Genomic DNA, 25831 nt, shown 5'->3' on the forward strand with positions numbered 1-25831 from the left:
TAGATCATTTCTTCTTTCGAGGGCGGCGCCATGAGAACTCTTCAGCATCTGCTTGCCACCGCCCTCCTCGCAGGCACCGCGTTTGCCCAGGCCGCACCCGTCTACTGGACCGACTGGCAAAGCAGCAATCCCAACGCCGCCGGCTTCGAGGGCTATGGCGTCATCACGACGACCACCGCCACGGTCAACGTGACCTATACCAACCGCCAGGGCATCGGTTTCTACGACACCGGCAGCGGTTTCGACTATTGGGCCTACGGCACGTCCTACACCAGCAGCGCCGTCGACAACCGGCCTACCGGCTCTGACCAGATCGCACTGGCGGCTGCCGGCTCACAGACGCTGCACTTCTCCCAGGCCATCGCCAATCCGGTGTTTGCCTTCATCAGCCTGAACGGCAACGGCTACGGCTTCGACCAGGACTTCGACATCCTCAGCGTCGGCTGCGGCTACTGGGGTTGCGGCAATGTCACCAAGAACGTCATCGACCACGGCGGCGGCGTGTTCGAGTACCAGCTTATCGGCAGCGGCGAGCCCCACGGCGCCATCCGCTTCAAGGGCAGCTTCGACACCGTCACCTGGAACAGCCTGACCAACGAGTACTGGAATGGCTTCACGGTTGGCGTGCAGGGTACGGCGGTCGAGGTCTTCGGCCTGCCCGAGCCCACGGGCCTGGCGCTGACCAGCCTGGCACTGGTCGTCGCGGTCGGCGTGCGCCGTCGCCGCAGCTGAACCCACAGTCCTCCATGAAAAACGGCGGCCCGCGGGCCGCCGTTTTGCTTTGGGCCCGCGGTATTCCGGGCAGAGCGCCGGGCCTGCCATTGGCCAGAGGCCAATGGCCTTCCGTAGGCACAAGCAGTCCGCAGGGACTGCTTGTGTCCGGCTCCAGTTCACCAAGCCGGCCCGTCTGACGATGTGCTTGCCGGTCGATCCGGCAAGCATCGCCGTCCTCCAGGGGGACCGGGCGAGGGGCTCACACTTTTATCGAGAACGGGTTGAAGTTGGTGCCGCGGTCGTAATGGTCTTCACCTTCGGCGCGCTTCAGGAAGGCGACGACCTTGGCCGTCAACGGGTACATGACGGCCTCCCAGATGGTCTTGAACAGGTACTGCGTGACGATGACGGCGAAAAGCTGGTCGTTGGGCCAGATGCCGTAGAAGGCGATCAGGAAGAAGACACCCGTGTCGACCAGTTGGCCCACCACCGTGGAGCCGACGATGCGTGCCCACAGCATGCGGCCCTGCGTCGCGATCTTCATCTTGGCCAGCACGAAGCTGTTGGCAAAGCTGCCGCAGGCAAAGGCGATCATCGAACCCGCGACGATGCGCCAGGTGTTGCCGAACACGGCGTCAAGATGCGGCTGGTAGGCCGCCATGAAGTCGTTCTGCGCCGGCGGCAGGTTGACGACGACAAAGGCCATGAAGGCCGAGAACACCAGGGCGCCAAAGCCGGCCCAGACGACGCGGCGGTCGCGGCCGTAGCCGTAGACCTCGGTCAGGATGTCGCCAAAGATATAGCTGATCGGGAAGAAGAACAGGTCGGCGCCGAAGGTGACCGTGCCGATGACCGGCAAGGTCAGCTGGGCCGCCTTGGCCGCACCGATCAGGTTGGAGCACAGCAGCACGCAGACAAAGGCCGCCATGATCAAGTCGTAGTACTTGAAGCTGCGGGGCGCTGATGGGGTCATGGGGCTCCTCCTGTTGGAGCCGGCATTGTCAGTGCGATAGGGCCTGTTAACGCTATGGCAAGGGGTGGCGAAGGCCATCCGCCAGGGGCCAATCAAGGCGCAGCGCGCCGCCCGCATTGATATGCGGGCCAGCGGTGCAACGCGGAGTGGCCCCTGGCGGATGGCCTTCCCTTTGGGTTGTGGCCAGCAAAGCCGCGCGCGGCGTTGCAAATCCTCGCCGGGCACCCGGCCCGGCTGCGGTTTGCGCCTTGCCCGTGGCTTCGCTGGTCACAACGCGACCCCTTGCCATAGCGTTAGCAGGCCCTCGTGAGACGCAGCAAGGTCTGATGCAGCTTGGGCGTGTCGATCGGCTTGGTCAGGAAGTCGTTCATGCCGGCGGCGAAGGCATCGTCGCGCTCCGAGATCAGGGCCGCCGCCGTCAGCGCAACGATGGGCAGCTCGGCGGCCGAGAAGTGCTTGCGCAGTTCGCGGGTGGCGTCGTGGCCGCCCATGACGGGCATCTGCACGTCCATCAGCACGATGTCGAAGGGCTTGCCGACGCTGGCCGCGGCCAGCACGGCCTCGATGGCCTGGCGGCCGTCGCTGGCCTGGGCGACCTCCATGCCCCATTGCTCCAGCTGAGCCACGGCGATCAGCATGTTGACCGGGTGGTCCTCGGCGATCAGCACGCGCCGGCCATGCAGGGCCTCATGGGTCGCGCTCTGCGCACGCGTCTCGCGCGGCTGGTGGGCCATGGGCGCCGGCGCGGCGGGCAGGGGCAGTTCGGCCCAGAAGGCCGAGCCCTCGCCCGGGGCGCTGTTGACGCCGACTTCGCCGCCCATCAGCATGGCGAGTTCGCGGCAGATGGACAGGCCCAGACCCGTGCCACCGAAGCGCCGCGTCGTCGACTCGTCGGCCTGGGTGAAGGGCTGGAAGAGCCGGCCCTGCTGTTCGTTCGCGATGCCGGGGCCGGTGTCGCGCACCTCGATGTGCACCCACTCGCCGGCGCTGCCGCGCGCGTTGGCGGGCAGGGCCTTGACGCTGACCGTGACGCCGCCGGTCTCGGTGAACTTCAGTGCATTGGTCAGGTAGTTGGACAGGATCTGGCGCGTGCGCAGCGGGTCGCCGAAGACCCAGCTCGGCAGGGCTGGGTCGATCTCGACGGCGAAGGTCAGGCCGCGCGCCTGGGCCAGCGTGAGGTAGGCCAGGCGGATGGAGGCGAGCAGCTCGCGCAGCGAGAACGGCTGGCTCTCCAGCGTCAGCCGCCCGGCCTCGATCTTGGACAGGTCCAGGATGTCGGAGATCAGCCCGGACAGGCTTTCGGCGCTGTCCATCATCTGGTTGAGGTAGTCGCGCCGCTGCTGGTCGGAGAGGTCGGGCTGCTGGGCCAGGCGGCCCAGGCCGAGCAGGCCGTTGAGCGGCGTGCGGATCTCATGGCTGGTGTTGGCCAGGAAGGCGCTCTTGGCGCGGCTGGCGGCCTGGGCCTCGTCCTTGGCGTGGGCGAGCTGCTGCTCGACGCGGCGGCGCTCGGTGACGTCCTCGATGATCCAGATCGTGCCGCCGCGGCTCGGGTGGGCCGGGTCGACGGCCTGGGCGAGCAGGCGGGCGAGGAAGGTGGAGCCATCGCGGCGGCGCATGATGCGCTCGGCCTCGACCTGCTGGCCGCCCGCGAGCTGCGGCCCGAGGTCGCGGCCAACGGCCTGCCACTCCTCGACGCCGGGCCAGACGACGCTGCCATGCTGGCCGATCAACGCGCCGCGCTCCCAGCCGAACATGGCCTCCACGCGCGGGTTGGCCAGCACGAACTGCTGGTCGCGCGTGAGGGCAATGCCGATGGAGGCGTTCTCCAGGATGGCGCCATGCACGAGGCGGGTGCGCTCGCTCTCGCTCACGTCGCGCGCATACAGCACGAGGTAGTTCTGGCCGTCCATCTCGAAAGGCGCGACCGACACCAGCATGGAGACGGCGCTGCCGTCCTTGCGGCGGAAGCTGATGGGCACGTTGTTGGCGAGGCCGTCGCGGCGGATGGCCTCGCGGATGGCGGTGCGGTCGGCGGCGTTGTGCCAGATGCCGATGTCCTCGGCCGTGCGGCCCAGCACCTCGGAATTGCTCCAGCCAGTCAGGCTTTCGAAGGCCTTGTTGACCATCGCATAGCGGCCGCTCTCGGCCTCGGTCAACGTGATGACGTCGGGGCTGGTGGCCACCAGGTGCGACAGCAGGCCCTCCGAGCGGCGCAGCGCGTCCTGGGCGCGGCTCTGCTCGGTCTGGTCGGTGAAGAAGGTCAGCGTGGCCGGGCCCGAGGCGGTCTCGACACGCACGCTGGTGGCCTGCACCAGGCGGCGGCGCCGCGACAGCGTGCGCAGCCGGTACTCGGCCATGGGCTGCATTGCGCCTGGGGCCATGCCCTCCAGCCGTGCGGCCTGCTGGCGGGCGGTCTCGTCGTCACCAGGCTCGTAATGGCTGAACAGGTCCTGCCCGATCATGCTGGAGCGCTGCGCGTAGCCGAACATCGCCATGGCCGCCGGATTGGCGTCGACGACGCGACCCCAGCGGTGCAGCACCAGCGGGCTGGGCGAGCGGCGAAACAACTCGCGGTAGCGCGTCTCGGTCGCCTGCACGGTCTGCTCGGCGGCCACTTCGCCCGTCACGTCACGGCCCACGCCCCAGTAGCCGCGGAAGTTGCCCTGCGCGTCAAAGCGCGGCTCGCCACTGATGGAGACCCAGCGCGCGCTGCCGTCGACACCGACGCGTCGCGCCACCATGCCATGGAAGGGCCGGTGCGATTCGAGATCGGCGCGGTGAGCGTCGAGCTCGTCATCGGACAGGCCCATGCCGTCGATTTCCCACGGGGTCTTGCCCAGGCGGGAATTGAGGTCCAGGCCCGAGGTGCCGGGCCTTTCCTCGGCGACATGGGTGAAGCGGAACTCGCGGTCCATCTCCCAGTACCAGTCCACGGCCATGCCCAGCAGGCCGCGGAAACGCGCCGTGCGCTCGTCGGCCTCGGCCAGCGAGCGCTTGACCATCCTCAACAGGCCCAGGCCGGCCACCAGGCCCGAGCCCAGCAGGCCGAACTGCACGATGACACGCAGCACGAGGCTGGACGCCCCCATGGGATGCGTGACCCAGCCCAGTGCCTCGCCGACGCCAAGGCCCGCCAGCGCGACGGCGCCCAGCAACGTCAGCACGGCGCCGGCAAAAAGGCCCAGCAATCCCGTGGCGAAGGCGACGACCAGACTCATCAGCGGCAGGCACAGCGACCACAGGCCCAGGTCGCGCGACACGGCAGCGGCCACCGGCAGGGCCAGTACCAGCGCCATCATGCCCAGCGTGATGAGAGGCTGTTCCTTGCGGCGCGGCGCGCGCGAGAGCACGACCAGGCGCAGCAGGGCCAGCACCGAAATCAGCAGCGCCAGCGCCACCGGCGGCCAGCCGTCCAGCCATTCACCGCGCTGGCGCGTGAGCCACAGCAGCGCGGCCACCGGCACGAAGACCGGGCCGCAAGCCATCAGGAACACCAGCGAGGCCTGCCAGCGCATGCTGGTTTGCAATCGTTCCCGCTGCTGCTCGGGCGGTTCGGCGTGCCCGACGAGGCTGCTGAGTTCTTCGCCGGTCCGCACCATGTTCAGACGAGCGACAGTCTGGTGGCTTCGGCCACGGCACGGGCGCGCTCGGCGAAATCGGCACCGCTGCTGGCGTAGAGGATGGCACGCGAAGAGTTCACGGCCAGCGGCGCACTGCGGCCCGCGGCCTGCACGACGGCCGCCGCATCGCCACCCTGTGCGCCAACGCCCGGCACCAGCAGCGGCAGGGTCGGCGCGAGCTCGCGCACACGGGCGATCTCGCCAGGGTAGGTGGCGCCCACGACCAGGCCGAGCTGGCCATTGCGGTTCCACTGCGTCTCGGCCAGATGGGCCAGATGCTCGAACAGGCGCGGCTGGCCGGGCACGTCGGCCAGCCGCTGCATCTGCCAGTCGTCGCCGCCCTTGTTGGAGGTGCGGCACAGCAGGATGGCGCCCTTGCCTTCATAGGCGAGGTAGGGTTCGACGGAATCGAAGCCCATGAAGGGCGACAGCGTGACGGCGTCGGCCCGGTAGCGCACGAAGGCCTCGCGGGCGTACTGCTCGGCGGTGGAGCCGATGTCGCCTCGCTTGGCGTCGAGGATGACAGGCACGCCGGGCGCGACCTCGTGGATATGCGAGATGAGGCGCTCGAGCTGCCCTTCGGCACCGTGGGCGGCGAAGTAGGCGATCTGCGGCTTGAAGGCACAGACGAGGTCCTTGGTCGCGTCGACGATTGCCGCGCAGAAGTCATAGAACTTCGACGCGTCGCCGGCCCAGGCGCCCGGCAGCTTGGACGGCTCGGGATCAAGGCCGACGCACAGGCGCGATTGGGGAGTCAGGGCTTGGAGCTGGGCGACGAAGGTCATCAGTAGGCTGAAATGGGGGTGGTGCGGGCAATGACGAATTCTGCAAAAGCTTCGGCCGGCAGCGGCCGGCTGAACAGATAGCCCTGCACGGCATGGCAGCCCTGGCGGCGCAGGAAGGCGAGCTGGCCTTCGGTCTCGACACCCTCGGCCAGGGTCTGCAGGCCCAGGGCGCCGGCCATGCGGATGACGGCGTCGACGATGGCGCGGTCTTCGGCGTCGTCGGTCAGGTCGCGCACGAAGGACTGGTCGATCTTGAGCTTGCTGACGCGGAACTTCTTCAGATAGCTCAGCGATGAGTAGCCGGTGCCGAAGTCGTCGATGGACAGATGCACGCCGCGGGCATGCAGTTCGTTCATGACGGTGATGGCGACGGTCGGGTTGTCCATGGCGGCGCCCTCCGTCAGCTCCAGCTCCAGGCGCCCGGCCGGCATGCCGACCTCGTCCAGCACGCGGCCAACGAGTTCGGGCAGGTCGTCATGGCGGAACTGCACGGCCGACAGGTTGACGGCCATCGTCAGCCCGGGCAGGCCGGCTGCATCCCAGCGGCGCAGCTGCGACAGCGCTTCGCGCAGCACCCATTCGCCGATCGGCAGGATCAGGCCTGAGGTCTCGGCCACGGGGATGAACTCGGCCGGCGAGACCCAGCCCAGCTCGGGATGGTTCCAGCGCAGCAGGGCTTCGGCGCCGACGATGGTGCTGTCGCCATCGGCATCCAGCGAGAACTGCGGCTGGTAATGCAGGCTAAGCTGGTTGCGTTCCTGGGCGCGGCGCAGCGCGTTCTCCAACTGCAGGGCACGGGCCGACTGGGCCTGCATTTCGCTGGTGAAGAAGCGGTAGGCGTTGCGGCCGTCCTTCTTGGCGCGGTACATGGCCGCGTCGGCGCATTTGCACAGCGTGTCGAAGTCGTCGCCGTCGGTCGGGAACATCGCGATGCCCATGGACGGCGTGACGGTCAGCTCCTGCTGCTCGACGTGAAAGGGCGCGCTGGCCAGCGCCATCAGCTTGGTGGCCAGGTGGGCGGCGCCAGCGATGTCGGTCAGCGGCAGCACCAGCACGAACTCATCGCCACCCATGCGGGCCACGGTGTCCTGCTCGCGCACCGCGCCACGCAGCCGTGAGGCGAGCTGGGTCAGCAGGCTGTCGCCGACGCGGTGGCCGAGGGAGTCGTTGACGTTCTTGAAGTGGTCCAGGTCCAGGAAAAGCACGGCCAGCGGCTCGTCGCCGCGGCGCGCGATGTCGATGGCCTGGCTGGCGCGGTCGGCCAGCAGGTGGCGGTTGGGCAGGCCGGTCAGGCCGTCGAACAGGGCCAGGCGCTCGGCGCGTGCCTCCGCCGCCTGCTGCTCGGCAATCTTGAGCTCCAGGGCTGCGACGGTCTGGCTGAGCTGCTCGGTGCGCTGCACCACCAGGGCCTCAAGCTGGGCCTTGGCCTGCACCAGCTCCAGCTCGGCCTGCTTGCGGGCGGTGATGTCCTGGGTGATCCAGATCGAGCCGCGCGACAGGTCGCTGCGGTCAATGGCCTTGCTGCGCACCTCGCAGTAGATGGAGGTACCGTCCTTGCGGGCGAGCAGCATCTCGGCGTGGAAGGCGTCGCCGCGCGCCAGCGGCGCGTAGCAGGCGTCGCCAGCGGCCTTCCAGTCCTCGTCGGTCAGGTACCAGGCGCGCGACAACTGGCCGTCGAGCTCGCCCGGCGCATAGCCGAACAGTTGCTCGAAGGCGCGGTTGCAGCGCGTCACGCGGCGGCCGCGCAGGAAGACGATGCCGACCATGGCGTGGTCGAAGATGAGCTGCTGCTCGGCGTGAAGGTCCTGCAGCGTGGCATCGGCCAGCTTGCGCTCGTGGATGTCATCGACGATCCAGATCGAGCCATCGGCCGGATCGTCGGCATGGATGAGGCGGCCCGTCAGATGGGCCCAGAACAGCTCGCCGTTCTGGCGCCGCATCAACTGCTCGTCGCGGAAGGTTTCGCCGGCGGCCAGCACCGGGTAGGCCCGGGCGCCCAGGCTGCGGGCGTCCTGCTCGCTCTCGTACAACTCCAGGCTGCTGGTGCCAACGGCCGCATCCGGGCTGTCAAAACCGAAGATCTCGGCGTAGCGCTGGTTGCAGCGCACCAGGGTGCGCGCCTTCACGAAGACGACGCCGACGCCTGCGTTGGCCAGGATGACATCCAGTTCGCGCAAAGCCTGGCTGAGCGCGGGGTTGTCGCTGGAGTCGGGCGCGAAGCTCATGAACGGGCTATACGGCGGCAGGGGTCCGGTGGGCGGGCAGGAATTGGAGCATGACCGGTTATTGTCTGACCTCATGCATATCCTGGATACCGAACGCCTGTCGCTGCGTGAATTCACACCGCTAGACGCGCCCTTCCTGCTCCGCCTGGTCAACGAACCGGGCTGGATCCGCAACATCAACAACCCCGGCGTGCGCACCGTCGATGACGCCCTGGCCTGGGCCGAGGGGCGGCTGTTCAAGGCCTACCGGGAGCTCGGCCACGGCTTCTGGGCCCTGGAGCGGCGCACCGACGGCGTGCTTGTGGGCATGTGCGGCCTGTTCAAGCGCCCCGCCCTGCCCGAGCCCGACCTCGGCTATGCGCTGCTGGCCGAGCATGAAGGCAATGGCTACGCGCTGGAGGCGGCGCAGGCCTGCGTGGCGCATGCGAAGGCGGCGCTGGGCTGGCCGGTGCTGATGGCCATCACGGCCGTTGACAACACGCCCAGCGTGGCCCTGCTGGGCAAGCTGGGCTTCATCGAGCAGGGCCAGGAACAGCTCGAGGGCTACAACGATCTCTCGAGGGTGTTCCGCTTGGCTCTCTAGTCAGTTGGGGACAGAGCTACTCGCTTGCGCTCGCTCGGTCTGTCCCGCAAAGCTTCCCTAATCAGTTGGGGACAGAGCTACTCGCTTGCGCTCGCTCGGTCTGTCCCGCAAAGCCATTAGATTCGCTTCGCCAGGTCTTGCGCCAGGCCGGTGTAGCTGCCCGGCGTCATCTTCAGCAGCCGCGCCTTCTCGGCCTTGGGCAGGTCCAGGCCTTCGATGAAGGCGCGGATGGATTCCTGCGTGATGGCCTTGCCGCGCGTCAGCTCCTTGAGCTGCTCGTAGGGGTTGGGCAGGCCGAAGCGGCGCATGACAGTCTGGATGGGCTCGGCCAGCACTTCCCAGGCGGCGTCGAGATCGTCGGCCAGGGCTGCCTCGTTCACTTCCAGCTTGCCCAGTCCCTTGGCCAGCGAGTCATAGCCCAGCAGTGCATAGCCCAGGCCGACGCCCATGTTGCGCAGCACGGTGGAGTCGGTCAGGTCGCGCTGCCAGCGGCTCACCGGCAGCTTCTGGCTCAGGTGCGTCAGCACCGCGCTGGCCAGGCCGAAGTTGCCTTCCGCATTCTCGAAGTCGATGGGGTTGACCTTGTGCGGCATCGTCGAGCTGCCGATCTCGCCGGCCTTGGTGCGCTGCTTGAAGTAGCCCAGAGAGATATAGCCCCACACATCGCGCGACCAGTCGATCAGGATGGTGTTGGCGCGCGTGAACGCGTCGAACAGCTCGGCCATGTAGTCGTGCGGCTCGATCTGGATCGTGTACGGGTTGAAGCTCAGCTTGAGCTGCTTCTCGATGACGCCCTTGCTGAAGGCTTCCCAGTCGTGCTTGGGCCAGGCCGACAGGTGGGCGTTGAAGTTGCCGACAGCGCCGTTCATCTTGGCCAGCGGCTTGACCGCGGCGATGCGGGCGCGCGCCGTGACCAGACGCGCCACCACGTTGGCGATCTCCTTGCCAACCGTCGTCGGGCTGGCCGTCTGGCCGTGCGTGCGGCTCAGCATCGGCACGGCCGCGAACTGGTGGGCCATGCCACGCAGCTTCTCGATGATGCCGTCCAGCGCAGGTAGCATGACCTCATCGCGCGCCGCCTTCAGCATCAGCGCGTGGCTGGTGTTGTTGATGTCCTCGCTGGTGCAGGCGAAGTGCACGAACTCGCCGGCCGCCTGCAACTCAGGCTGGCCTTCGAAGCTGCGCTTGATCCAGTACTCGACCGCCTTGACGTCGTGATTCGTCGTGCGCTCGATGGCCTTGATCTCTTCCGCATCGGCCTCGCTGAACTTCTTCACCAGCCGGCGCAGGCGCGAGCGGGCGCTGCTGGACAGCGGCTTGAACTCCTTGAAGCCGGCGTCCGACAGGGCGATGAACCACTCCACCTCGACCTGCACGCGGCGGTGCATCAGGCCGTACTCGGACAGCAGCGGGCGCAGGGCGGCCACCTTGGCGGCATAGCGGCCATCCAGCGGCGAGAGGGCGCTGATGGCGGAGTATTCGGACGTTGTCATGGCGGGCCGGCGGATCGTGGAAAACCCGCGATTCTAGTTTTTGGGGGCTGCGGGGCCTTCGGCCTTGAAGAAGGCGATGCGCTCGCTGTCGCCAGGGTGCGAGCTGAAGGCGATGGCCAGAGGGCTCTCGGCACCGCCATACTTTTCGCGGATGCGTTCGAAGAAGACAGCGATGCGCGCCGGGTCGACGCCGCCCCGGCGGGCCAGTTCGCGGGCAAAGGCGTCGGCCTCGCGCTCGTAGTCGCGTGAGTAGCCTTTGGTGACCAACGCGAGGGGCAGACCATTGAGCAGGCTGGAATAGTCGCCCAGCCACAGCGCCGTGACGGCGGCCGTGACGCCCGCGCGCAAGCCCATGCGCAGGCCGTGGCGGTGCCTGACATGGCCGGCCTCGTGGGCGAGGATGCTCAGCACCGCGTCGGGCTCGTCCTTCAGCAGTTCGAGGAGTTCGTCGGTCACGCACATTTGCTCGCCGGGCAGCGCAAAGGCATTGGGTCCCAGCGCAGGGGTGGTGCGCCGGAAATGCAGCTGCCAGTGCTCAGGCAGGTCGCGCATGCCGGTGGCGCGCGCCGTGGTCAGCATGCGCTCGAAGCGCTGGCGCCAGGCCTGCTGCTCTGCCTCGCTGAGCTGGGTGGGTCGCACCATCTGCCTGTCGATCAGCGCCATGGCCTGCTCGCCGATTGGCTGCTCGGCGCTGAGGGGCACGCGCTCGACGAGGCGGTCGCTGGCCCAGGGCAGGCCCCAGCGCCAACCAGCAGCGAGCAGCACCGTGAGCAAGCCCAGAGACATCAGCGCCAGATGCCAGCTGAGTTGCCAGCGCGCGACGAGGCCCGGCAGTTGGCCGACGCTGTCGGCCCAGGCGTCGAAGGCGGCGGCATCGGGGAAGCTGATCACACCCGCGCCGCGCAGCAGGATCTGCCTTTGGCCATGGCGCATCCGCTCGGGCCATTGCACCTGATCCAGCGGGGTGGCGCGGTCGCCGAAGCGCAGCGCGCCGTTGTGGAGGCTCACCTCGACGGGCTGGGCCATGCCGCATTGGCCGTCGAACCAACGACCGGTGATGAAAGTCGATGCGCTCATGTCAGAGCCCCACGTCCATGCCGAAGAAATCTCCCGCCACCTCGCCGCTGGCGTCGGTGCGCTCAGTCCCGGCAGGCGCCACCCATGCGGCCGGGTCCGTGCTGCTCTCGATGCTCACGGACTCCAGCCGTAGCCGCATGGTGGCGATGACGGCGAAGGGCCGGTACAGGCCCAGCGTGGCGACGATCAGCAGCCAGTTCTTCAGCGTCAGCCCCCTCAGGCCGGAGAGTTCGCTGCGAAAGCGCAGGGACGCGCTGTGGGTATTGCCCCAGACGAGGTTCTGGATGCGCGAGGCGTAGTAGGGCAGCACGACGCTGCCGACGAACAGGTAGAGCATCCCCGCCCAGGCAAGCCCGAAATAGGTGCTGCTACCCTTGGCGTCGATCTTGCCGGTGGTGGCCAGCCCCAGCAGGCTGCCCAGGACGAAAGTGCATATCGAGACGACCACCAGCATCAGCACCGCCAGCATGACGGACTTCAAGCCGACGAAGTAGACCGAGCGCGTGTGCAGCCGGATGCCACTGTGCTCGCCGGCGATGCGGTAGCCGCTGTTCTGGTAGCGCTTGATCAGCGCCGTGGACCAGGGCGCCGCCAGCAGGGCGGCCAACTGCAACGCCTGCCCGAGCCAGGCCAGGACGCCGCCGCCTGGGCCCTCACCCTTCAGGCTCCAGGCCAGCGCCAGCGCGGCAGGCAGGAACACCGGCAGGTAGGCGAGATAGGCTGCGCCCAGCGACCCCTCAAAGCCCATCCGCAAGCCACGCCAGCTGGTGTTGCCGAGGCGGAACTGCATCGATGCCCGCCACAGCGCCGGCCAGGCGGCACCCCCCAGCACGAAGGCCAGCAGCGCCGCGATGGGCGAGAACTCTCCGGCAAACGTGTAGACGAGCATCAGCACGGCCATCAGCACAAAGCCGCGGAACATCTTCCATGCGTCGCCGTGGAAGGCCAGCGCCTCGCCGTCGATCAAGGTGTTGGCGTAGAGGTAGCGGATGCGCCGCATCTTGGCGAACGGCAGGTAGAGCCCGCAGCTCAGCAGGATGAACAGCAGGTTGACGGCCCAGATGCGGAAGTACTCGCTGCCGGAGCCGGTGAAGCGGATCTCGAGAACACGCGGCGCGGGCTCGGTGTTGGGCGGGGGCAGATCGGCCGTCGTCGGGACGGCTGCGGCGGTGTGCATGGAAACTCCCTGGGTGAAGGCGCCGCCGTCTGCTGCAGCGGGCTGCCCGTGACTGTGGCATTGCCGGCGCGCGTCACGAGCTCCGCTCGCGACGTGATTGTTCACCGCTGACTGAAGAAGGCGATGCGCTCCTCGTCTGCGGGGTGGGACGAGATCGCGATGGCCAACGGGTTGTTGTCCACCGTTGCATGCTTCTTGGCCAGACGCTCGAAAAACACGGCCATGCGCGAGGTGTCCACGCCGCCGGCCCGGGCCAGCGTGCGGCCGTAGAGGTCAGCCTCGCGCTCGTTGTCGCGCGAGTAGGCGTTGCTCGCCAGCAAGGCCGGTGCCGCGGCAAGCAGCGTGGAGAAGTCACCCACGATGACCGAGGCGACGACGCCGACCGCACCCGCCCGCAGCATCAGCCGCAGGCCGTGACGGTGACGCACGTGACCCAGTTCGTGCGCCAGCACGGTCATCACGGCGTCAGGTTCGTCGGCCAGCAGTTCCAGCAACTCGTCGGTGATGACGATGTCGCCGCCGGGCAGCGCAAACGCATTCGGTCCCAGCGCCTTGCCCCCGTTGCGGAAATGGATCTCGAAGCGCTCCGGCACCGCCGGCCCACCGTCGACGCGGGCTCGCGCGATGGCCTTGGTCCAACGGTCTTGCCAGACCTGTTGCTGGGCCGTGCTGAGGGCGCTCGGCTTGAGCCAATCGCCGTCCAGACCGTTCAACAAATGCTCGCCCAGGGTCCGCTCAGCGGATTGGGGCAGCGCGTCGACGGCGGTGTCGACCGCCCACGGCAGTCCCCAGCGCCAACCCGCTGCCAGGCCCGCCGCCAGCAACACCAGCGCCAGCAGCGCCAGCAGCCAGCTCTGCTGCCACTGCACGATGGCGCTGTCACTGCGACCGGACGCGCTCGCCCAGGCATCAAAGGCCGCGGCATCGGCAAAGCTCAGCAGGCCGCCGCCAGGCAGCAGGATCTGGCGCTGGCCATGGCGCTGGCGTTCGGGCCAGGTCAGGCCTGACAGCGGCGCGCTCTGCTCACCGAAGTGCAGCGTCGCACCGTCCATCCAGACCTCAATGGGCCGCGCGCGGGCGCTGCGCCCATCAAACCAGTCCGCGGCGAGGCGGGGCGAAGCATCCATCACAGGCCCATGTCGATGCCGAAGAAGTCGCCGGCGATGTCGCCCGTCGCGTCGGCGTGGCCGGCATGGGCCGCGGCCACCCAGTCGGCCGGGTCTTCGTCGCAGCCGATGCTGACGGCCTCCAGGCGCAGCCGCGCCGTGGCGATCGCCGCGAAGGGCCGGTACAGGCCCAGGGTCAGTCCGGTCAGCAGCCAGTTCTTCAGCGTCAGGCCGAACAGGGACGAGAAGCTCAGCGTGCTGCGAAAGCGCAAGGCTTCGCTGCGCGTGCCGCTCCAGGCCAGGTTCTGCATGCGTGCGGCGCTGTAGGGCATGACGACCGCGAAATACAGCAGGTAAGCGAGCAGCACCCCAAAGCCCAGCGCGGCCATGCTGACGACACGACCCATGCTCTGCTGCATGGTGCTGCCCAGCGCGACGAACAACGCGATCAGCACGCCGGAACCGATCATGGGCAGCAACGAGACGCCGATGGTCTTCAGCCCGAGCAGATAGACCTTGGCCACCGACAGCTTGAGCCGGGCATGCTGTCCGGCGATGCGGTAGCCGTTGTGCTGGTAGCGCTTGAACAGGGTCAATGACCAAGGCATCAGGACCATCATGCCCAGCAGGCCGACGACGTTCAGCCACAGCGCGGGCGTCATCTCCTTGGCCGTGCCTGCGTCTGCGGAGGCCATCAGTGCGGTGCCGGCGACCATGGCGATGGCCGGCAGATAGCTGGGTGCGCAGGCCAGATAGGCCCCTTGCAGCGACCCCTCGAAGCGCAGGCGCAGGCCGCGCCAGCTGGTGTTGCCCAGGCGAAACTGCATCGAGGCCCGCCACAGGGCCGGCCAGACGGCGCACAGGATCAGGAAGGCGATGAAGGCCGCCAGCTGCGACAGCCGGCCCGCGCCGCTGTAGACACCCATCAACACGACCAGCAGCACGAAGCCGCGGAACATCTTCCACGGGTCGCCATGAAAGCTCAGCGCCTGGCCATCGACCAGGGTGTTGGCATAGAAGTAGCGGATGCGCCTGGCCTTGGCGAAGGGCAGGTACAGGCCCAGCGTGACGAGGATGAGCAGCAGGTTGACCGACCAGATGCGGAAATACTCGCTGCCCGAGCCGGTGAAGCGGATGTCGAGCACCCGCGGCGCAGCGGGCGGCGTGGCGACGGGGGCCGCATCGGCCGCGGCGTCGAGGTCTTGCATGGAATCTCCCTGTTAGCGGGCCGCTGTTCAGCGCGGCGTGCCGGCCGAGACTTTGGCGGTGGCCAGCGTGCCTGGCAACTCTGGTTTGTCAGGCCCCGTGATGTGATTTTTTACGGCTGCCTGAAGAAGGCGATGCGCTCTTCGTCGCCCGGGTGGCTTGAGAACGAAGCCGAAAAAGACCTGGACCGAGTCGTCGCGGTCGTGTCGGAATCAAGCATTCATCCTCCCTCGGATGTCCTTTGTCCCGGCTTCCGGGGACGGCGCCGGTGTCTGAGCGGCAGCACTGTGCAGGGCGCCCTCCCTGCTGGCAACCCCTGCTTGCGGTGGCTGTCGGCCCCAGCCGACAGGCCTTTTTCACGGGCAGTCCGCCAAGAAGCGCTCGCTAGAATCGTTTCGACTTGTGATCCCCTTGCCTGCCCTATGACGATGAAGTTGATCGGTTCTCTCGCCAGCCCTTACGTGCGCAAGGTTCGCATCGTGATGGCCGAGAAGAAGCTCGATTACCAGTTGGTGCTTGAAGACGTCTGGGGCAGCGACGCCATCCTGAAGATGAACCCGCTGGGCAAGGTGCCTTGCCTGGTCATGGAAGGCCAGGATTCGATCACCGGTGCCGTCTTCGACTCGCGCGTCATCGTCGAGTACGTGGACACGCTGTCACCCGTGGGCAAGCTGATCCCCGAGCGCGGCCGCGAGCGCTGTGAGGTGCGCACCTGGGAGGCCCTGGCCGACGGCATCGTCGATGCCGGCATCCTCGTGCGCCTGGAGCGCACCTGGGCGCACCGCCCCGCGGAGCAGCGCAGCCCGGCCTGGATTGACCGTCAGCTGACCAAGGTCAACGCCGCGTTGGCCGCGATGAGCCAGGGCCTGGGCGAGAAGGCCTGGTGCTCGGGCAACCATTTCTCGCTCGCCGACATCTCCGTCGGTTGCGCCCTGGGCTGGCTGGAATTCCGCTTCCCGGAGATCAACTGGCGCGAGGACTACCCCAATCTGGCTCGCCACATGGACAAGCTGTCCCAGCGCCAGAGCTTTGCGGACACCGTGCCTGCCTAGGCGATCAGCAGTTCCCGCGAACGCACATGCAGCAGACGCACCAGGCGCCAGATGCGGCGCTCGATTTCGGCAACGTCCAGCTTCCACAGCGTCGCGATCTCGGCCAGTAGCAGGCCTTGCGCCAGCAGCGTCAGCAGATGACGGCTGGCCTGGTCGATCTGGCGGCCGGCGGGGCTGGCATCCAGCGGCGCTGCGGCCTGGCGGGCCGTGACGATGGGGCTGCGCTCGATGCCGAAGGCCGCCAGGGCCTGGCGGGCCAGCTGAGGGTTGAACATGGAGCGGCGTTCATGCAGGCGAGTCAGCGCCTGGACGAGGCCGGCACCGCTGCCGTCGTCCACGTGATAGGCATTGGCGCCGGCACTCAGCGCGGCGAACAGCTGCAGGTCATCGGCCGTCGGCGTCAGCAGCAGCAGCTGGGGCCGCACCGGCAGGCGGCCGAGTTCATGGGCGACACGCATCGCATGGCTGTCGACCAGGCGCAGGTCGCTAGCGACGATGTCGGGCGCCAGCGCGGCGAGTTCGTCCAGCGCGTCGGCCAGCAGGGTGCTGCTGCCGGCCAGCTCCACGCCGTCGGCCTGCAGCAGCAGCGAGCGCGTGCGCTGCAGCGTGGGCTCGCTGAGACGGAGGAGATAGACGGTGGGCATGATGCGCGGATGTAACCGCTGCGCATTGTGCGCGTTTTGGTCGCCATCCCCCTAACTTGTAGGCGCCATCCCCCGCGGGCGCGGGCCCCTCGTCCAAGGAGGGGATCGCCAGGCGCCCGGCCCGAGATTCACGCGGCAGCGGTACGTTCGATGGCGCCCTGGGGCGCAAAGCTGTGGGCGCTGGCCAGCGGCCAGTAGATCCTGAAGGTGTTGTGCCTCATGTCGCCGCGCAGCAGCGAACCCGGCTCCACGAAAGGCAGCAGGTTGGCCAGCAACCTGACCTCGTGCTTGTCCAGGCGGTGCACGATGTGCTGGGCCGTGATTTCCTGCGGGTGGCACAGGCCGGCGGCCTCGACGAGTTCCTTCAGCGCCTTCAGCGTGCCCTGGTGAAAGTTGGCGACGCGCTGGGCCTTGTCGGGCACGACGATGGCGCGCTGGCGCACCGGGTCCTGCGTGGTCACGCCCGTCGGGCAATGGCCGGTGTGGCAGGCCTGGGCCTGGATGCAGCCCAGAGCGAACATGAAGCCGCGCCCGGCGTTGCACCAGTCGGCGCCCAGCGCCATCAGGCGCACCAGGTCGAAGGCGGTCGTGACCTTGCCGGCGCAGCCGATCTTGATCTTGTCGCGCAGGTTCAATCCGACCAGCGAGTTGTGCACGAGCAGCAGGCCCTCCTGAACCGGCGCGCCGACATGGTTGGTGAACTCCAGCGGCGCGGCGCCCGTGCCGCCTTCGGCGCCATCGACGACGATGAAGTCGGGCGTGATGCCGGTCTCCAGCATGGCCTTGCACACAGCGAACCACTCCCAGGGGTGGCCGATGCAAAGCTTGAAGCCGGTGGGCTTGCCGCCCGACAGCGTGCGCAGCCTGTCGATGAACTGCATCATCTCGATGGGTGTCGAGAAGGCGCTGTGCCGAGCCGGCGAGATACAGGCCACGCCCTCGGGAACGCCACGTGCGGCCGCAATCTCCGCCGTCACCTTCGGGCCGGGCAGCACGCCGCCGTGGCCGGGCTTGGCGCCCTGGCTGAGCTTGAGCTCGATCATCTTGACCTGCGGATCGCGGGCAGCGGCCTCGAAGCGCTCGGGGCTGAAGCTGCCATCGTCATTGCGGCAGCCGAAATAACCCGAACCAATCTCCCAGATCAGGTCGCCGCCATGCACGCGGTGGTGGGCGCTGATCGAGCCTTCGCCCGTGTCGTGGGCGAAGCCGCCGAGCTTCGCGCCCTTGTTCAGCGCCAGGATGGCGTTGGCGCTGAGCGCGCCGAAGCTCATCGCCGAGATGTTGAAGACGCTGGCCGAATAGGGCTGGGCCCGGCCCGCGCCAATGGTGATGCGGAAGTCGTGGCTGGTGAGATGGGTCGGCGCCAGGGAATGGTTGATCCATTCATAGCCGCGCGCGCTGACGTCCAGCTGGGTGCCGAAAGGGCGCTGGTCGGCCTCGCCCTTGGCGCGCTGGTAGACGATGGAGCGCTGGGCACGCGAGAACGGCGCGGCATCGTTGTCGCCCTCCAGGAAATACTGGCGGATCTCCGGGCGGATGAACTCCAGCAGGAAGCGCAGATGGCCGATGACGGGATAGTTGCGCAGAATGGAATGACGCGTCTGGCGGGTATCGCGCAGGCCGAGCAACGTCAGGCCCAGGAAGACGACGACCAGCACGCCGTCGACGAGCCCGCCCATCCAACCGATGGCGAAGAACAGCGCGAGCAGGCCGCACAACATCCACGTCAGATAGCGCAGCGGGAAATACTCGTTGATGCGTCGTGTCCAGCTGGGCCAGGCAAGCATGAGGGGTCCTTAAACCGTGACCGACGGATGCTAAGGCCGGAGGAGCCTGAGCGGCAGCGGGCGTGGCCCGCGTTGTGACTGGCAAGGGCGCAGGCTAGGCGCGAGGAGGCAGCGGGTGCGTACCCGCAACGACGAGCAACAACGCCTGCGCCCTTGCCAGTCACAACCCGGAGGGCCGAGCGATTTGCGGGGCCATGCGGCGTTACCGGCTCGTTGTGGGTCCCTACCCACGCCTCGCCGGCGCCTGGCCTGGCCCCGCAAATCGCCTCGGCGCGGGCCACGCCCGCTGCCGCTCAGGCTCCTGACCTCACAATTGCCCGCATCAACCCTCAAGGTAGCTGTCGATGAAGTCCTTTTTCTCCACGCTGGGCTGGCTGTTCTCCAAGGCCTGGTGGCTGCTTGACGGCACGCGCCGCGCACTGATGAATCTCTTCGTGCTGCTGCTCCTCGTCATCTTCGTCACCGCCGTGATGACGCGCGGTCCCAAGCCGCTGGCCGACAAGACGACGCTGGTGCTCAAGCTCGACGGCAGCCTCGTCGAACAGTTTTCCGGCAGCCCCCGCGAGCAGCTGGCCGCCCAGGCCCGCGGCCAGAGCGTGCCGCACCAGACACGGTTGCGCGACGTGCTCGCCGTGCTCGACCAGGCCGCCAAGGACGACAAGATCAGCGCCCTGCTGCTGGACGTCGAGGAGCTGCAAGGCGCAGGTCTGGCCGGCCTGCACGAGGTCGTCGGCGCGCTGCAGCGCTTCAAGCAAAGCGGCAAGCCGGTGCTGGCCTATGCCGACAGCTACAGCCAACGCGGCTACTTCCTCGCCGCCCAGGCCGGCGAGGTCTATCTGCATCCCATGGGCATGGTCGGCATCGAAGGCTTTGGCCGCTACCGCACCTACTACAAGGACGCGCTGGACCGCATCGGCGTGACGCCGCACGTCATCAAGGTCGGCACCTACAAGAACTTTGCCGAGACCTACACGGCCAATGGCCCCAGCCCCGCGACGCTGGAGTCCGAGGGCCTGGTCTATGGCGAGCTGTGGAGCGGCTTCACCGGCAGCATTGAGGCCGCACGCAAACTGGAGGCGGGCAGCATCGCCAAGGGCATCGCCGGACTGCCGCAACTGCTTGCCGCCACGCAGGGCGACACGGCCAGGCTGGCCCTGCAGGCCAAGCTGGTCGACGGCTTGAAGACGCGCGACGAGATGCGCGAACTGCTCATCGCCAAGGGCGCCAAGGACGAGGACAGCAAGAGCTTCCGCCAGATCTCGCTGAACCAGTACCTGGCCTATGTGAAGGACGCCGGCACGCCCAACAAGTTGCAGCCCGGCATTGGCATCGTCGTGGCCGAGGGCGAGATCGTCGATGGCGATGCCGGCCCGGGCCGCATCGGCGGCGACTCCACCGCCCGCCTGATCCGCAAGGCCCGCGAGGACGAGGCCATCAAGGCCATCGTGCTGCGCGTGAACTCGCCGGGCGGCAGCGCCTTCGCCTCCGAGATCCTGCGCCGCGAGCTGGAGCTGACCCGCAAGGCCGGCAAACCAGTCGTCGTGTCGATGGGCGACGTGGCGGCCTCGGGCGGCTACTGGATCTCCATGGCCAGCGACACCGTCATCGCCGACGCCGGCACCATCACCGGCAGCATCGGCGTGTTCGGCATGCTGCCCACGGCCGAAGGGCTGATGGACAAGCTGTCGCTGCACACCGGCGGCGTCACGACCACCTGGCTGGCCGGCGGCTACGACCCGCGCCGCCCGCTGGACCCGCGCCTGCAGGCCACCGTGCAGGCCAGCATCGACAACATCTATGGCCGCTTCACCAGCCTCGCGGCCCAGGCGCGCAAGAGCACGCCGGAGAAAATTGATGCCGTCGCGCAGGGCCGTATCTGGACGGGCTCGCAAGCCAAGGAGCGCGGCCTCGTCGACCGCCTGGGCAGCTTTGACGATGCCGTGCAGACGGCCGTCCAGTTGGCCAAGCTTGAGGTCAAGGAGGGCGAGAAGCCGCGCCTGGCTTATGTGGAGCGCGACCTCAGCCGCAGCGAGCGGCTGCTGGCGTCGCTGACCGACACACTGGCGCCGTCCATCGCCGCGGCCATCGGCAACTCGCTGGGCCTGGACGCCCTGCCCGCGCCGGTGCGCGAGGAGCTGGCGATGCTGAAGGATCTGTCGCAGTTCGCCGCCCGCGGCCAGTGGGACAAGGCCGCCGCCGTGCACTGCCTGTGCGGTGCTCCCTGACCTGCGAACCGATTAACTGGCCGGCGTCTGCCAGCCCCCGCTTCATGGCCAGTGGCGTTGGAACACTGCGGCGACCTCGGGATGCTGCTCCACGCGCAGCAACTGGGCGAAGAAGCTCGGCCGCTCGGCCTGCAGGAAGGGCCGCGACCCCGACCACTTGGACACCACCGTGGCCAGCAGCTCCAGCGCGCCGGGCACGCCGGCCTCGAAGCCGATCTCGAACTGGTCGGCAAACAGCCGCCAGTGCTCGTGCAGGCGGGCCCGCGTGCCGGCGCGGATCTGCGCCTTCATTGCGTCGTCGCAGGGCTCGCACCAGCGCTCGGGGTAGTCGATGACGCTGATGGCCGCATAGCAGTTGGCCGCCACATAGACCAGGCCTCGGATGGCGCGCGCCCGCGCGCTGGCGTCGGCGGGCAGCAGCAACCCCGGCGGCACCGTCAGGCCCAGGTGGATGAGGATGGCGGCGCTCTCCGTCAGCACCGTGCCGTCGGCCAGCACCAGCGTCGGAATCTGCCCCAGCGGATTCACGCGCAGCAGCTCATCGCGCCCGGGCCCGGGGTTCCACGAGGCTGCGTCCACGGTCGTGTAAGCCAGGCCGGCGCGCGCCAGCGCCGCCTCGATGACCGCCGAACCCGAACCCTTGGTGCCGTACAAGGTCAACATTGCCATGACTCCTTCATCGAGCGTGCTCTCGAGCATGCAAAATCGTCTCACATCATGAGCCCCGGCCCCTCACTTCCCCCTTCCCGGCATCCGGTCGTCAAGCCCAGCTTCGGCCGCGTCAGCGTCGGCGTGCATGGCCGCGTCATGGTGTCGATCGCCGAAGGACCTTTCGACGCACCGCTGATGGCAGCCGTCAAGCGCGCCGTCGCGCTGGCCGGCAAGCGCCTGCCGGCCGACCGCCGCTTCGGTGACCTGCTCGAGATCCGCGGCAGCCTGCAGATGGACGCCGATGCGCTGCAGGAGCTGCGCGCCAGCATCGATGCCTTCGGTTCGCGCGGCATCGTCTCCCTGTCCACCGTCTTCCTGGTGCGCCCCGGCATCCCCGGCATCGAGCGCCTGCCGGCGCTGATGGACATCTGGCGCGCCAGCCGCCCGGTGCGCCGCGCCGACAACTTCGAGTCCGCCTGGGCCCTGGTCAACGCCGACCTGGCCGCAGCCGGCCTGCCGACGCAAGAGCCGCCAGTGCGCCGATGACAGACGCGCCCGGCCTGCAATGGCCCCTCGACGCCAAAGGCAAGCGTGCCACCGGCGCGCCGGGCCAGCGCATCATCGCGGCCGCCCTGCGTGGGCTGGACGCAACCGCGGCCGATGCCGTCGCCGCCGAACACGACTGGCGCCACGCCTACCCCGCCCATTGGTGCGCCCTGGTGCAAGCTCAAGCGGCCCGGCCCGGGGGTGTCGTCGCCTCGGCACGCGCCGGCCTCGCCGCGGCCTGGCGCGAACTGCCCTTCATGCGCGCCGGCCAAGCCCACGCTCTGGCCGACGCAATGAACACGCCCCAGCGCCGCCTGCAAACGCTGCAACTGCGCGGCAGCGGCGATGCGGCACCCGCCCGCTGGACCGTGCCCCACCAGGGCCGCGAGCTGCATGGCGATACCCTCGCCCGCCAGATCGACCGCTGGGAGAAGGGCGGCATCTGCGAGGCCGCCCACGCGGGCGCGCTGCGCGACTGCCTGGCCCACCCCGAATGGTTCGACCTGTCCGACCAGCACCTCGTGCTGCTCGGTGCCGGCAGCGAGGCCGGGCCGCTGGCCTGGCTGGCGAAATGGCGCGCCAATCTCGTCGGCATCGACCTCGCCCGCGCCGCGACCTGGAAGCGCATCGCCGCCATCGTCGCCGCCGGCAATGCCACGCTGATCGCGCCCGTCGCGCCGGACCAGCCGCTGGACGCTGCCCACGCGGGTGCCGACCTGCTGGCCGACACGCCGGATATCGCCGCCTGGCTGGTGTCTCGGCAACAGCCGCTGTCCATTGCCAACCTCGCCTATCTGGACGGCGAGCGCCATGTGCGCGTGTCCCTGGCGATGGACGCCATCAGCGCAACGCTGTGCGCCGCCGACGCCCGCACCCAGCTCGCCTACATGGCCACGCCGACCGACGTCTTCGCCGTGCCTGAAGAACTCGCCACCTCCGTGATGCGCCGTTATGCCGAGCGTGGCCTCGTCAAGAAACTGGCCCAGTTCAGCGCACGGCTGTCCAGCGGCGGCCGCGGCTTTGCACCGCATATCGAGGGCCTGATCGACGCCGGCGACTTTGGTCATTGGGGCCTCGTCGATGCCCTCGTCGTCGAACAGGGCCCGAACTACGCGCTGGCCAAGCGGCTGCAGCAGTGGCGCGCCCTGGTGGCCCGCGCCGATGGGCATCGCGTCGCCTTCAATGTCGCGCCCAGCACCACGACGGCCTCGGTCGTCTCCAACCCCTTGCTCGCCGCGGGCTTTCGCGGCGCCAAGGCTTTTGGGGTCGAGGTCTTTGCGCCGGCGACGACGAATGCGCTGATGGCCGCGATGTGGGTGCACCAGCTGCGCACGGCGCCGCGCGACTTCGCCCACCCGCTCAAGCTGCTCGTGCACACCGCCAACCACGGCGGCCTGTGGCGCCTGCCCTACCGGCCGCGCTCGGTGCTGCCGATGGCGGCACTGCTGGGGTTCGTCAAGCGGCGTTAGCCGCTGCCCTGGGGTTCGTACGGCCCCTCATCTTCGGGGCCGGGTCGCCCCTGTCTGCGCCTAAAGTGGCATCGCCCCGGAGGCGCACCCGCGCACCCCGGCACCAGGGAGAAAAAATGCACACCATTGCCGCGATCGCCTGCGTCGTGGCCTGTCTGCCGAGCCAGCAGGCCCAGGCCAAGACCTACCAGCTCACCTTTACTGCAACGCATTTCACGTCGGTGCTGGCACCCGCCCCTGCGCCGCAGGATCCGGTGTCGGGCTCGATCATCTTCCAGGCTGATGCGCTGGGCCAACCGGTCACCAGCATCGGCGCCATCGACCTGAGCATCGCAGGTCACAGCTACAGCTTGGCAGACCTTGCCTTCGAGAACTGGCAAGGTGCGCCGTTTCCGCCGTCCTACACCTTTGGCGGCAAGGGCAACGGCGCCGGCGGCGTGGCGCCCGGCGTGAATGACTTCTTCATCACGTTGAGCGGAGTCAGCGGCTACCACGACATCAGCTTCCTCTACTCGGTCGCAGGCACTGCCCAAAGCTCCTGGATCGCTTACAACTACTCAGACCGTTTTGCCAGCGACATCATTTCGAGCATCGTCGAGATTCCCACCGCTGTACCTGAGCCGTCACAAGCGCTGCTGCTCGTCGCCGGCATGGCGCTGTTTGCCGGCCGGCTGCGAGCCCATCGCAAAACCTGATCGATTGCGCGAAGCGCGTCAGCCGCCTGCGCTGATCACGTTCGCATCGAACAACTCCAGCTCCGGCGGCTCGGACGCCATCGTTGCCAGCGCCCTGCCGAACTCGCGCGAGGCCGACACACGGAAGTGGGCTTGCAGGGCCGCCATGTCGCTCCACTGCTCGACGAAGACGAGGCGCAACGGGTTTTCGGTGTCGCGATGCACCGCGTGCGCAATGCAACCGGGTTCGGCGCGCGAGCGCTCGACGTGTTGATGGCTGAGCTTCAGCACCTCGTCGAAATGCTCGGGGCGGGCGGTGACATGGCCAAGGACGAGGATCATGGTGGGCTCTCCCGGAAGGGCCAGGGGCGTTGCTCGGGTCGCAACCGCTCCCACGCTGCGCCCAAGGCCAGCACGCCAGCGTCGTCGAAGCGCCGGCCGATGATCTGCAACCCGATCGGCAAGCCGGTCGACGTGAAGCCCGCATTGATGGACAGCGCCGGCTGCTCGCTCATGTTGTAGGGCAGCGTGAAGGCGATGTGCTCGAAGGGCCGCGCCGGGTCGTGCAGCGGGCTGGCCAGGTGGGCCGGGTAGGCCGGCATGGGCGCGACGGGCGACAGCACGAAGTCGAACGGCTCGCAGGCTGCATTGGCCGCCTCGCGCAAGGCCTGCATCTGGCTGTAGCCGCGGAACACCGTGCCACCGTCATAGCCGGCCGCGGGCGCGACCCAGCCGAGGATGTAGGGCAGCACCTTGGCACGCTGCTCGGGGGCGAGGGCGGAGATGTCCAGCCAGGAGCGCATGCGCCAGAAACGGTCGATGCCGTCGGCCATCTCGCGCGTCGTGAAGGGGGCGAGCGGCTCGACGACGGCGCCGGCCTGCTCGAAGACGCGCGCCGCCGCGACCACCGCCGCATCGACCTCCGGCTGCACGGCATCGCCCCAGCCCGCATCGAGCATCAGGCCGATGCGCAGGCCATGCAGTTCCAGCGGCCGCGATGCGACCGAGCCCGGCGGCAGCTGCGTGGGGTCGCGCGCATCCGGCTGCGCGAGCACGGCCAGCATCAGCGCGGCGTCTTCGACGGTGCGCGTCAGCGGCCCGGCGACGCGGCCGGCATAGCCCGGCTTGATGGGCACGCGGCCATGGCTGGGCTTGAGGCCGACCAGGCCGCACCATCCCGCCGGCAGCCGGATGGAGCCGCCGATGTCGGTGCCCAGGTGCAGCGGGCCATAGCCGGCCGCGCCCGCCGCCGCGGCGCCGGCGCTGGAACCACCAGGCGTCATCGCCCTGTCCCACGGGTTGCGCGCCGGCTCGGCATACAGGCTGGACAGGCCCGAGCTCAGCATGCCGTAGTCGGGCATGGTGGTGCGCGCCCAGGCGATGGCACCGGCCTCGCGCAGCCGCGCGGCGGGCGGAGCCTCGAAGTCGGCAGTCGCGTCATCCGCCGTCGCGGCAGTGCCCAGGCGGTAGCTCGCGCCGGGCACGGCGATGTTCTCCTTCAGCGTGACCGGCACGCCGTCCAGCGCCAGCGCAGTGCCGGCACGCCAGCGCGCCTCGCTGGCGCGGGCCGCGGCCAAAGCGCCCTCGGCATCCATGGCGCACAGTGCGTGCAGTTCGCCCTCACGCTTGCCGGCCTGGGACAGCACGGCGCCCATCACCTCGACGGGCGACAGTTCGCCGCTGCGGTAGGCGGCGATCAGCTCGGCCGCCCCCAGCCCGAAAACGGCAGTTGACCGCTCGCTACTCATCGCAGGCCTGACGCTTCGACAAGACCGCTTGCCAGCCTCGCATGCCACTTCGATCACCAGCGCTGCACGTCCGCTG

General features: G+C 68.6%; 21 protein-coding genes. 7 read left to right on the top strand and 14 right to left on the bottom strand.

Features of this window, described 5'->3' with window-relative positions; translation table 11 throughout:
* Positions 1–30: 30 nt before the first annotated feature.
* On the top strand, positions 31–732 hold the full coding sequence (locus tag ACXJLH_RS27485; protein WP_457447527.1) for a PEP-CTERM sorting domain-containing protein: 702 nt from the start codon (positions 31–33) through the stop codon (positions 730–732).
* Positions 733–973: 241 nt separating this feature from the next.
* Here the strand turns inward: ACXJLH_RS27485 and ACXJLH_RS27490 are convergent, their stop codons facing one another.
* The 4 genes from ACXJLH_RS27490 to ACXJLH_RS27505 form a co-directional block, all read right to left on the bottom strand.
* Complete coding sequence (locus tag ACXJLH_RS27490; RefSeq protein WP_056200182.1) at positions 974–1687, bottom strand: queuosine precursor transporter; 714 nt, start codon at positions 1685–1687, stop codon at positions 974–976.
* 293 nt (positions 1688–1980) lie between these two features.
* Entirely contained in the window at positions 1981–5286 is a 3306-nt protein-coding gene (locus ACXJLH_RS27495; RefSeq protein WP_457447529.1) for a PAS domain S-box protein, read from the bottom strand.
* A 2-nt stretch (positions 5287–5288) separates the two neighbouring features.
* Positions 5289–6092, bottom strand: a complete 804-nt coding sequence (gene pyrF / locus ACXJLH_RS27500) for an orotidine-5'-phosphate decarboxylase (protein ID WP_457447531.1) — start codon at positions 6090–6092, stop codon at positions 5289–5291.
* Positions 6092–8317 (bottom strand): putative bifunctional diguanylate cyclase/phosphodiesterase, encoded by a 2226-nt coding sequence (locus ACXJLH_RS27505; RefSeq protein ID WP_457447533.1) that lies wholly within the window; start codon positions 8315–8317, stop codon positions 6092–6094. The genes pyrF and ACXJLH_RS27505 overlap by 1 nt, the downstream gene beginning before the upstream one ends.
* A gap of 73 nt (positions 8318–8390) precedes the next feature.
* Here ACXJLH_RS27505 and ACXJLH_RS27510 point away from each other — a divergent pair, with 73 nt between their 5' ends.
* Positions 8391–8900, top strand: a complete 510-nt coding sequence (locus ACXJLH_RS27510; protein ID WP_056200196.1) for a GNAT family N-acetyltransferase — start codon at positions 8391–8393, stop codon at positions 8898–8900.
* 116 nt (positions 8901–9016) lie between these two features.
* On the opposite strand, the gene purB is transcribed toward ACXJLH_RS27510, so the two are convergent.
* The 5 genes from purB to ACXJLH_RS27535 form a co-directional block, all read right to left on the bottom strand.
* Complete coding sequence (gene purB / locus ACXJLH_RS27515) at positions 9017–10393, bottom strand: adenylosuccinate lyase (protein WP_457447535.1); 1377 nt, start codon at positions 10391–10393, stop codon at positions 9017–9019.
* 33 nt (positions 10394–10426) lie between these two features.
* Positions 10427–11470 carry a M48 family metallopeptidase gene (locus tag ACXJLH_RS27520; protein ID WP_457320792.1) on the bottom strand — a complete coding sequence of 348 codons (1044 nt, stop codon included), beginning with the start codon at positions 11468–11470 and terminating at the stop codon, positions 10427–10429.
* Between the two features lies 1 nt (position 11471).
* Positions 11472–12647, bottom strand: coding sequence for a YjgN family protein (locus ACXJLH_RS27525; protein ID WP_457447537.1), 1176 nt, complete (start codon positions 12645–12647; stop codon positions 11472–11474).
* Positions 12648–12748: 101 nt separating this feature from the next.
* Entirely contained in the window at positions 12749–13774 is a 1026-nt protein-coding gene (locus ACXJLH_RS27530; protein ID WP_457324627.1) for a M48 family metallopeptidase, read from the bottom strand.
* The gene (locus ACXJLH_RS27535) at positions 13774–14961 is read right to left on the bottom strand and encodes a YjgN family protein (protein ID WP_056200210.1); all 1188 of its coding nucleotides are present in this window, start codon (positions 14959–14961) and stop codon (positions 13774–13776) included. Before ACXJLH_RS27535 ends, ACXJLH_RS27530 begins: the two co-directional genes overlap by 1 nt.
* 426 nt (positions 14962–15387) lie before the next feature.
* Here ACXJLH_RS27535 and ACXJLH_RS27540 point away from each other — a divergent pair, with 426 nt between their 5' ends.
* Positions 15388–16011: a glutathione S-transferase family protein gene (locus ACXJLH_RS27540; RefSeq protein ID WP_056201274.1), complete on the top strand. Its 624-nt coding sequence runs from the start codon at positions 15388–15390 to the stop codon at positions 16009–16011.
* On the opposite strand, the gene ACXJLH_RS27545 is transcribed toward ACXJLH_RS27540, so the two are convergent.
* Positions 16008–16655 carry a response regulator gene (locus ACXJLH_RS27545; protein WP_056200213.1) on the bottom strand — a complete coding sequence of 216 codons (648 nt, stop codon included), beginning with the start codon at positions 16653–16655 and terminating at the stop codon, positions 16008–16010. The genes ACXJLH_RS27540 and ACXJLH_RS27545 overlap by 4 nt on opposite strands.
* 128 nt (positions 16656–16783) lie before the next feature.
* Positions 16784–18442 carry an FMN-binding glutamate synthase family protein gene (locus tag ACXJLH_RS27550; RefSeq protein ID WP_056200216.1) on the bottom strand — a complete coding sequence of 553 codons (1659 nt, stop codon included), beginning with the start codon at positions 18440–18442 and terminating at the stop codon, positions 16784–16786.
* A gap of 344 nt (positions 18443–18786) precedes the next feature.
* On the opposite strand from ACXJLH_RS27550, the gene sppA reads away from it, so the two are divergent.
* Entirely contained in the window at positions 18787–20667 is a 1881-nt protein-coding gene (gene sppA / locus ACXJLH_RS27555; protein WP_457447539.1) for a signal peptide peptidase SppA, read from the top strand.
* A 42-nt stretch (positions 20668–20709) separates the two neighbouring features.
* Here the strand turns inward: sppA and ACXJLH_RS27560 are convergent, their stop codons facing one another.
* On the bottom strand, positions 20710–21330 hold the full coding sequence (locus tag ACXJLH_RS27560) for a glutathione S-transferase N-terminal domain-containing protein (protein ID WP_056201277.1): 621 nt from the start codon (positions 21328–21330) through the stop codon (positions 20710–20712).
* Positions 21331–21384: 54 nt separating this feature from the next.
* Here ACXJLH_RS27560 and ACXJLH_RS27565 point away from each other — a divergent pair, with 54 nt between their 5' ends.
* From ACXJLH_RS27565 to ACXJLH_RS27575, 3 genes are all read left to right on the top strand, one after another.
* A complete protein-coding gene (locus tag ACXJLH_RS27565) occupies positions 21385–21864 on the top strand; it encodes a hypothetical protein (RefSeq protein ID WP_056200222.1) in 480 nt (159 codons plus the stop codon).
* Positions 21861–23333 (top strand): hypothetical protein, encoded by a 1473-nt coding sequence (locus ACXJLH_RS27570; protein WP_457447541.1) that lies wholly within the window; start codon positions 21861–21863, stop codon positions 23331–23333. The genes ACXJLH_RS27565 and ACXJLH_RS27570 overlap by 4 nt, the downstream gene beginning before the upstream one ends.
* Before the next feature lie 116 nt (positions 23334–23449).
* Positions 23450–24028 (top strand): hypothetical protein, encoded by a 579-nt coding sequence (locus ACXJLH_RS27575; protein ID WP_457447543.1) that lies wholly within the window; start codon positions 23450–23452, stop codon positions 24026–24028.
* 18 nt (positions 24029–24046) lie between these two features.
* Here the strand turns inward: ACXJLH_RS27575 and ACXJLH_RS27580 are convergent, their stop codons facing one another.
* Positions 24047–24349, bottom strand: coding sequence for a putative quinol monooxygenase (locus tag ACXJLH_RS27580; RefSeq protein WP_457447545.1), 303 nt, complete (start codon positions 24347–24349; stop codon positions 24047–24049).
* On the bottom strand, positions 24346–25755 hold the full coding sequence (locus ACXJLH_RS27585) for an amidase (RefSeq protein WP_457447547.1): 1410 nt from the start codon (positions 25753–25755) through the stop codon (positions 24346–24348). The genes ACXJLH_RS27580 and ACXJLH_RS27585 overlap by 4 nt, the downstream gene beginning before the upstream one ends.
* Positions 25756–25831 lie beyond the last annotated feature (76 nt).

The organism is Roseateles sp. P5_E4 (assembly GCF_054049255.1).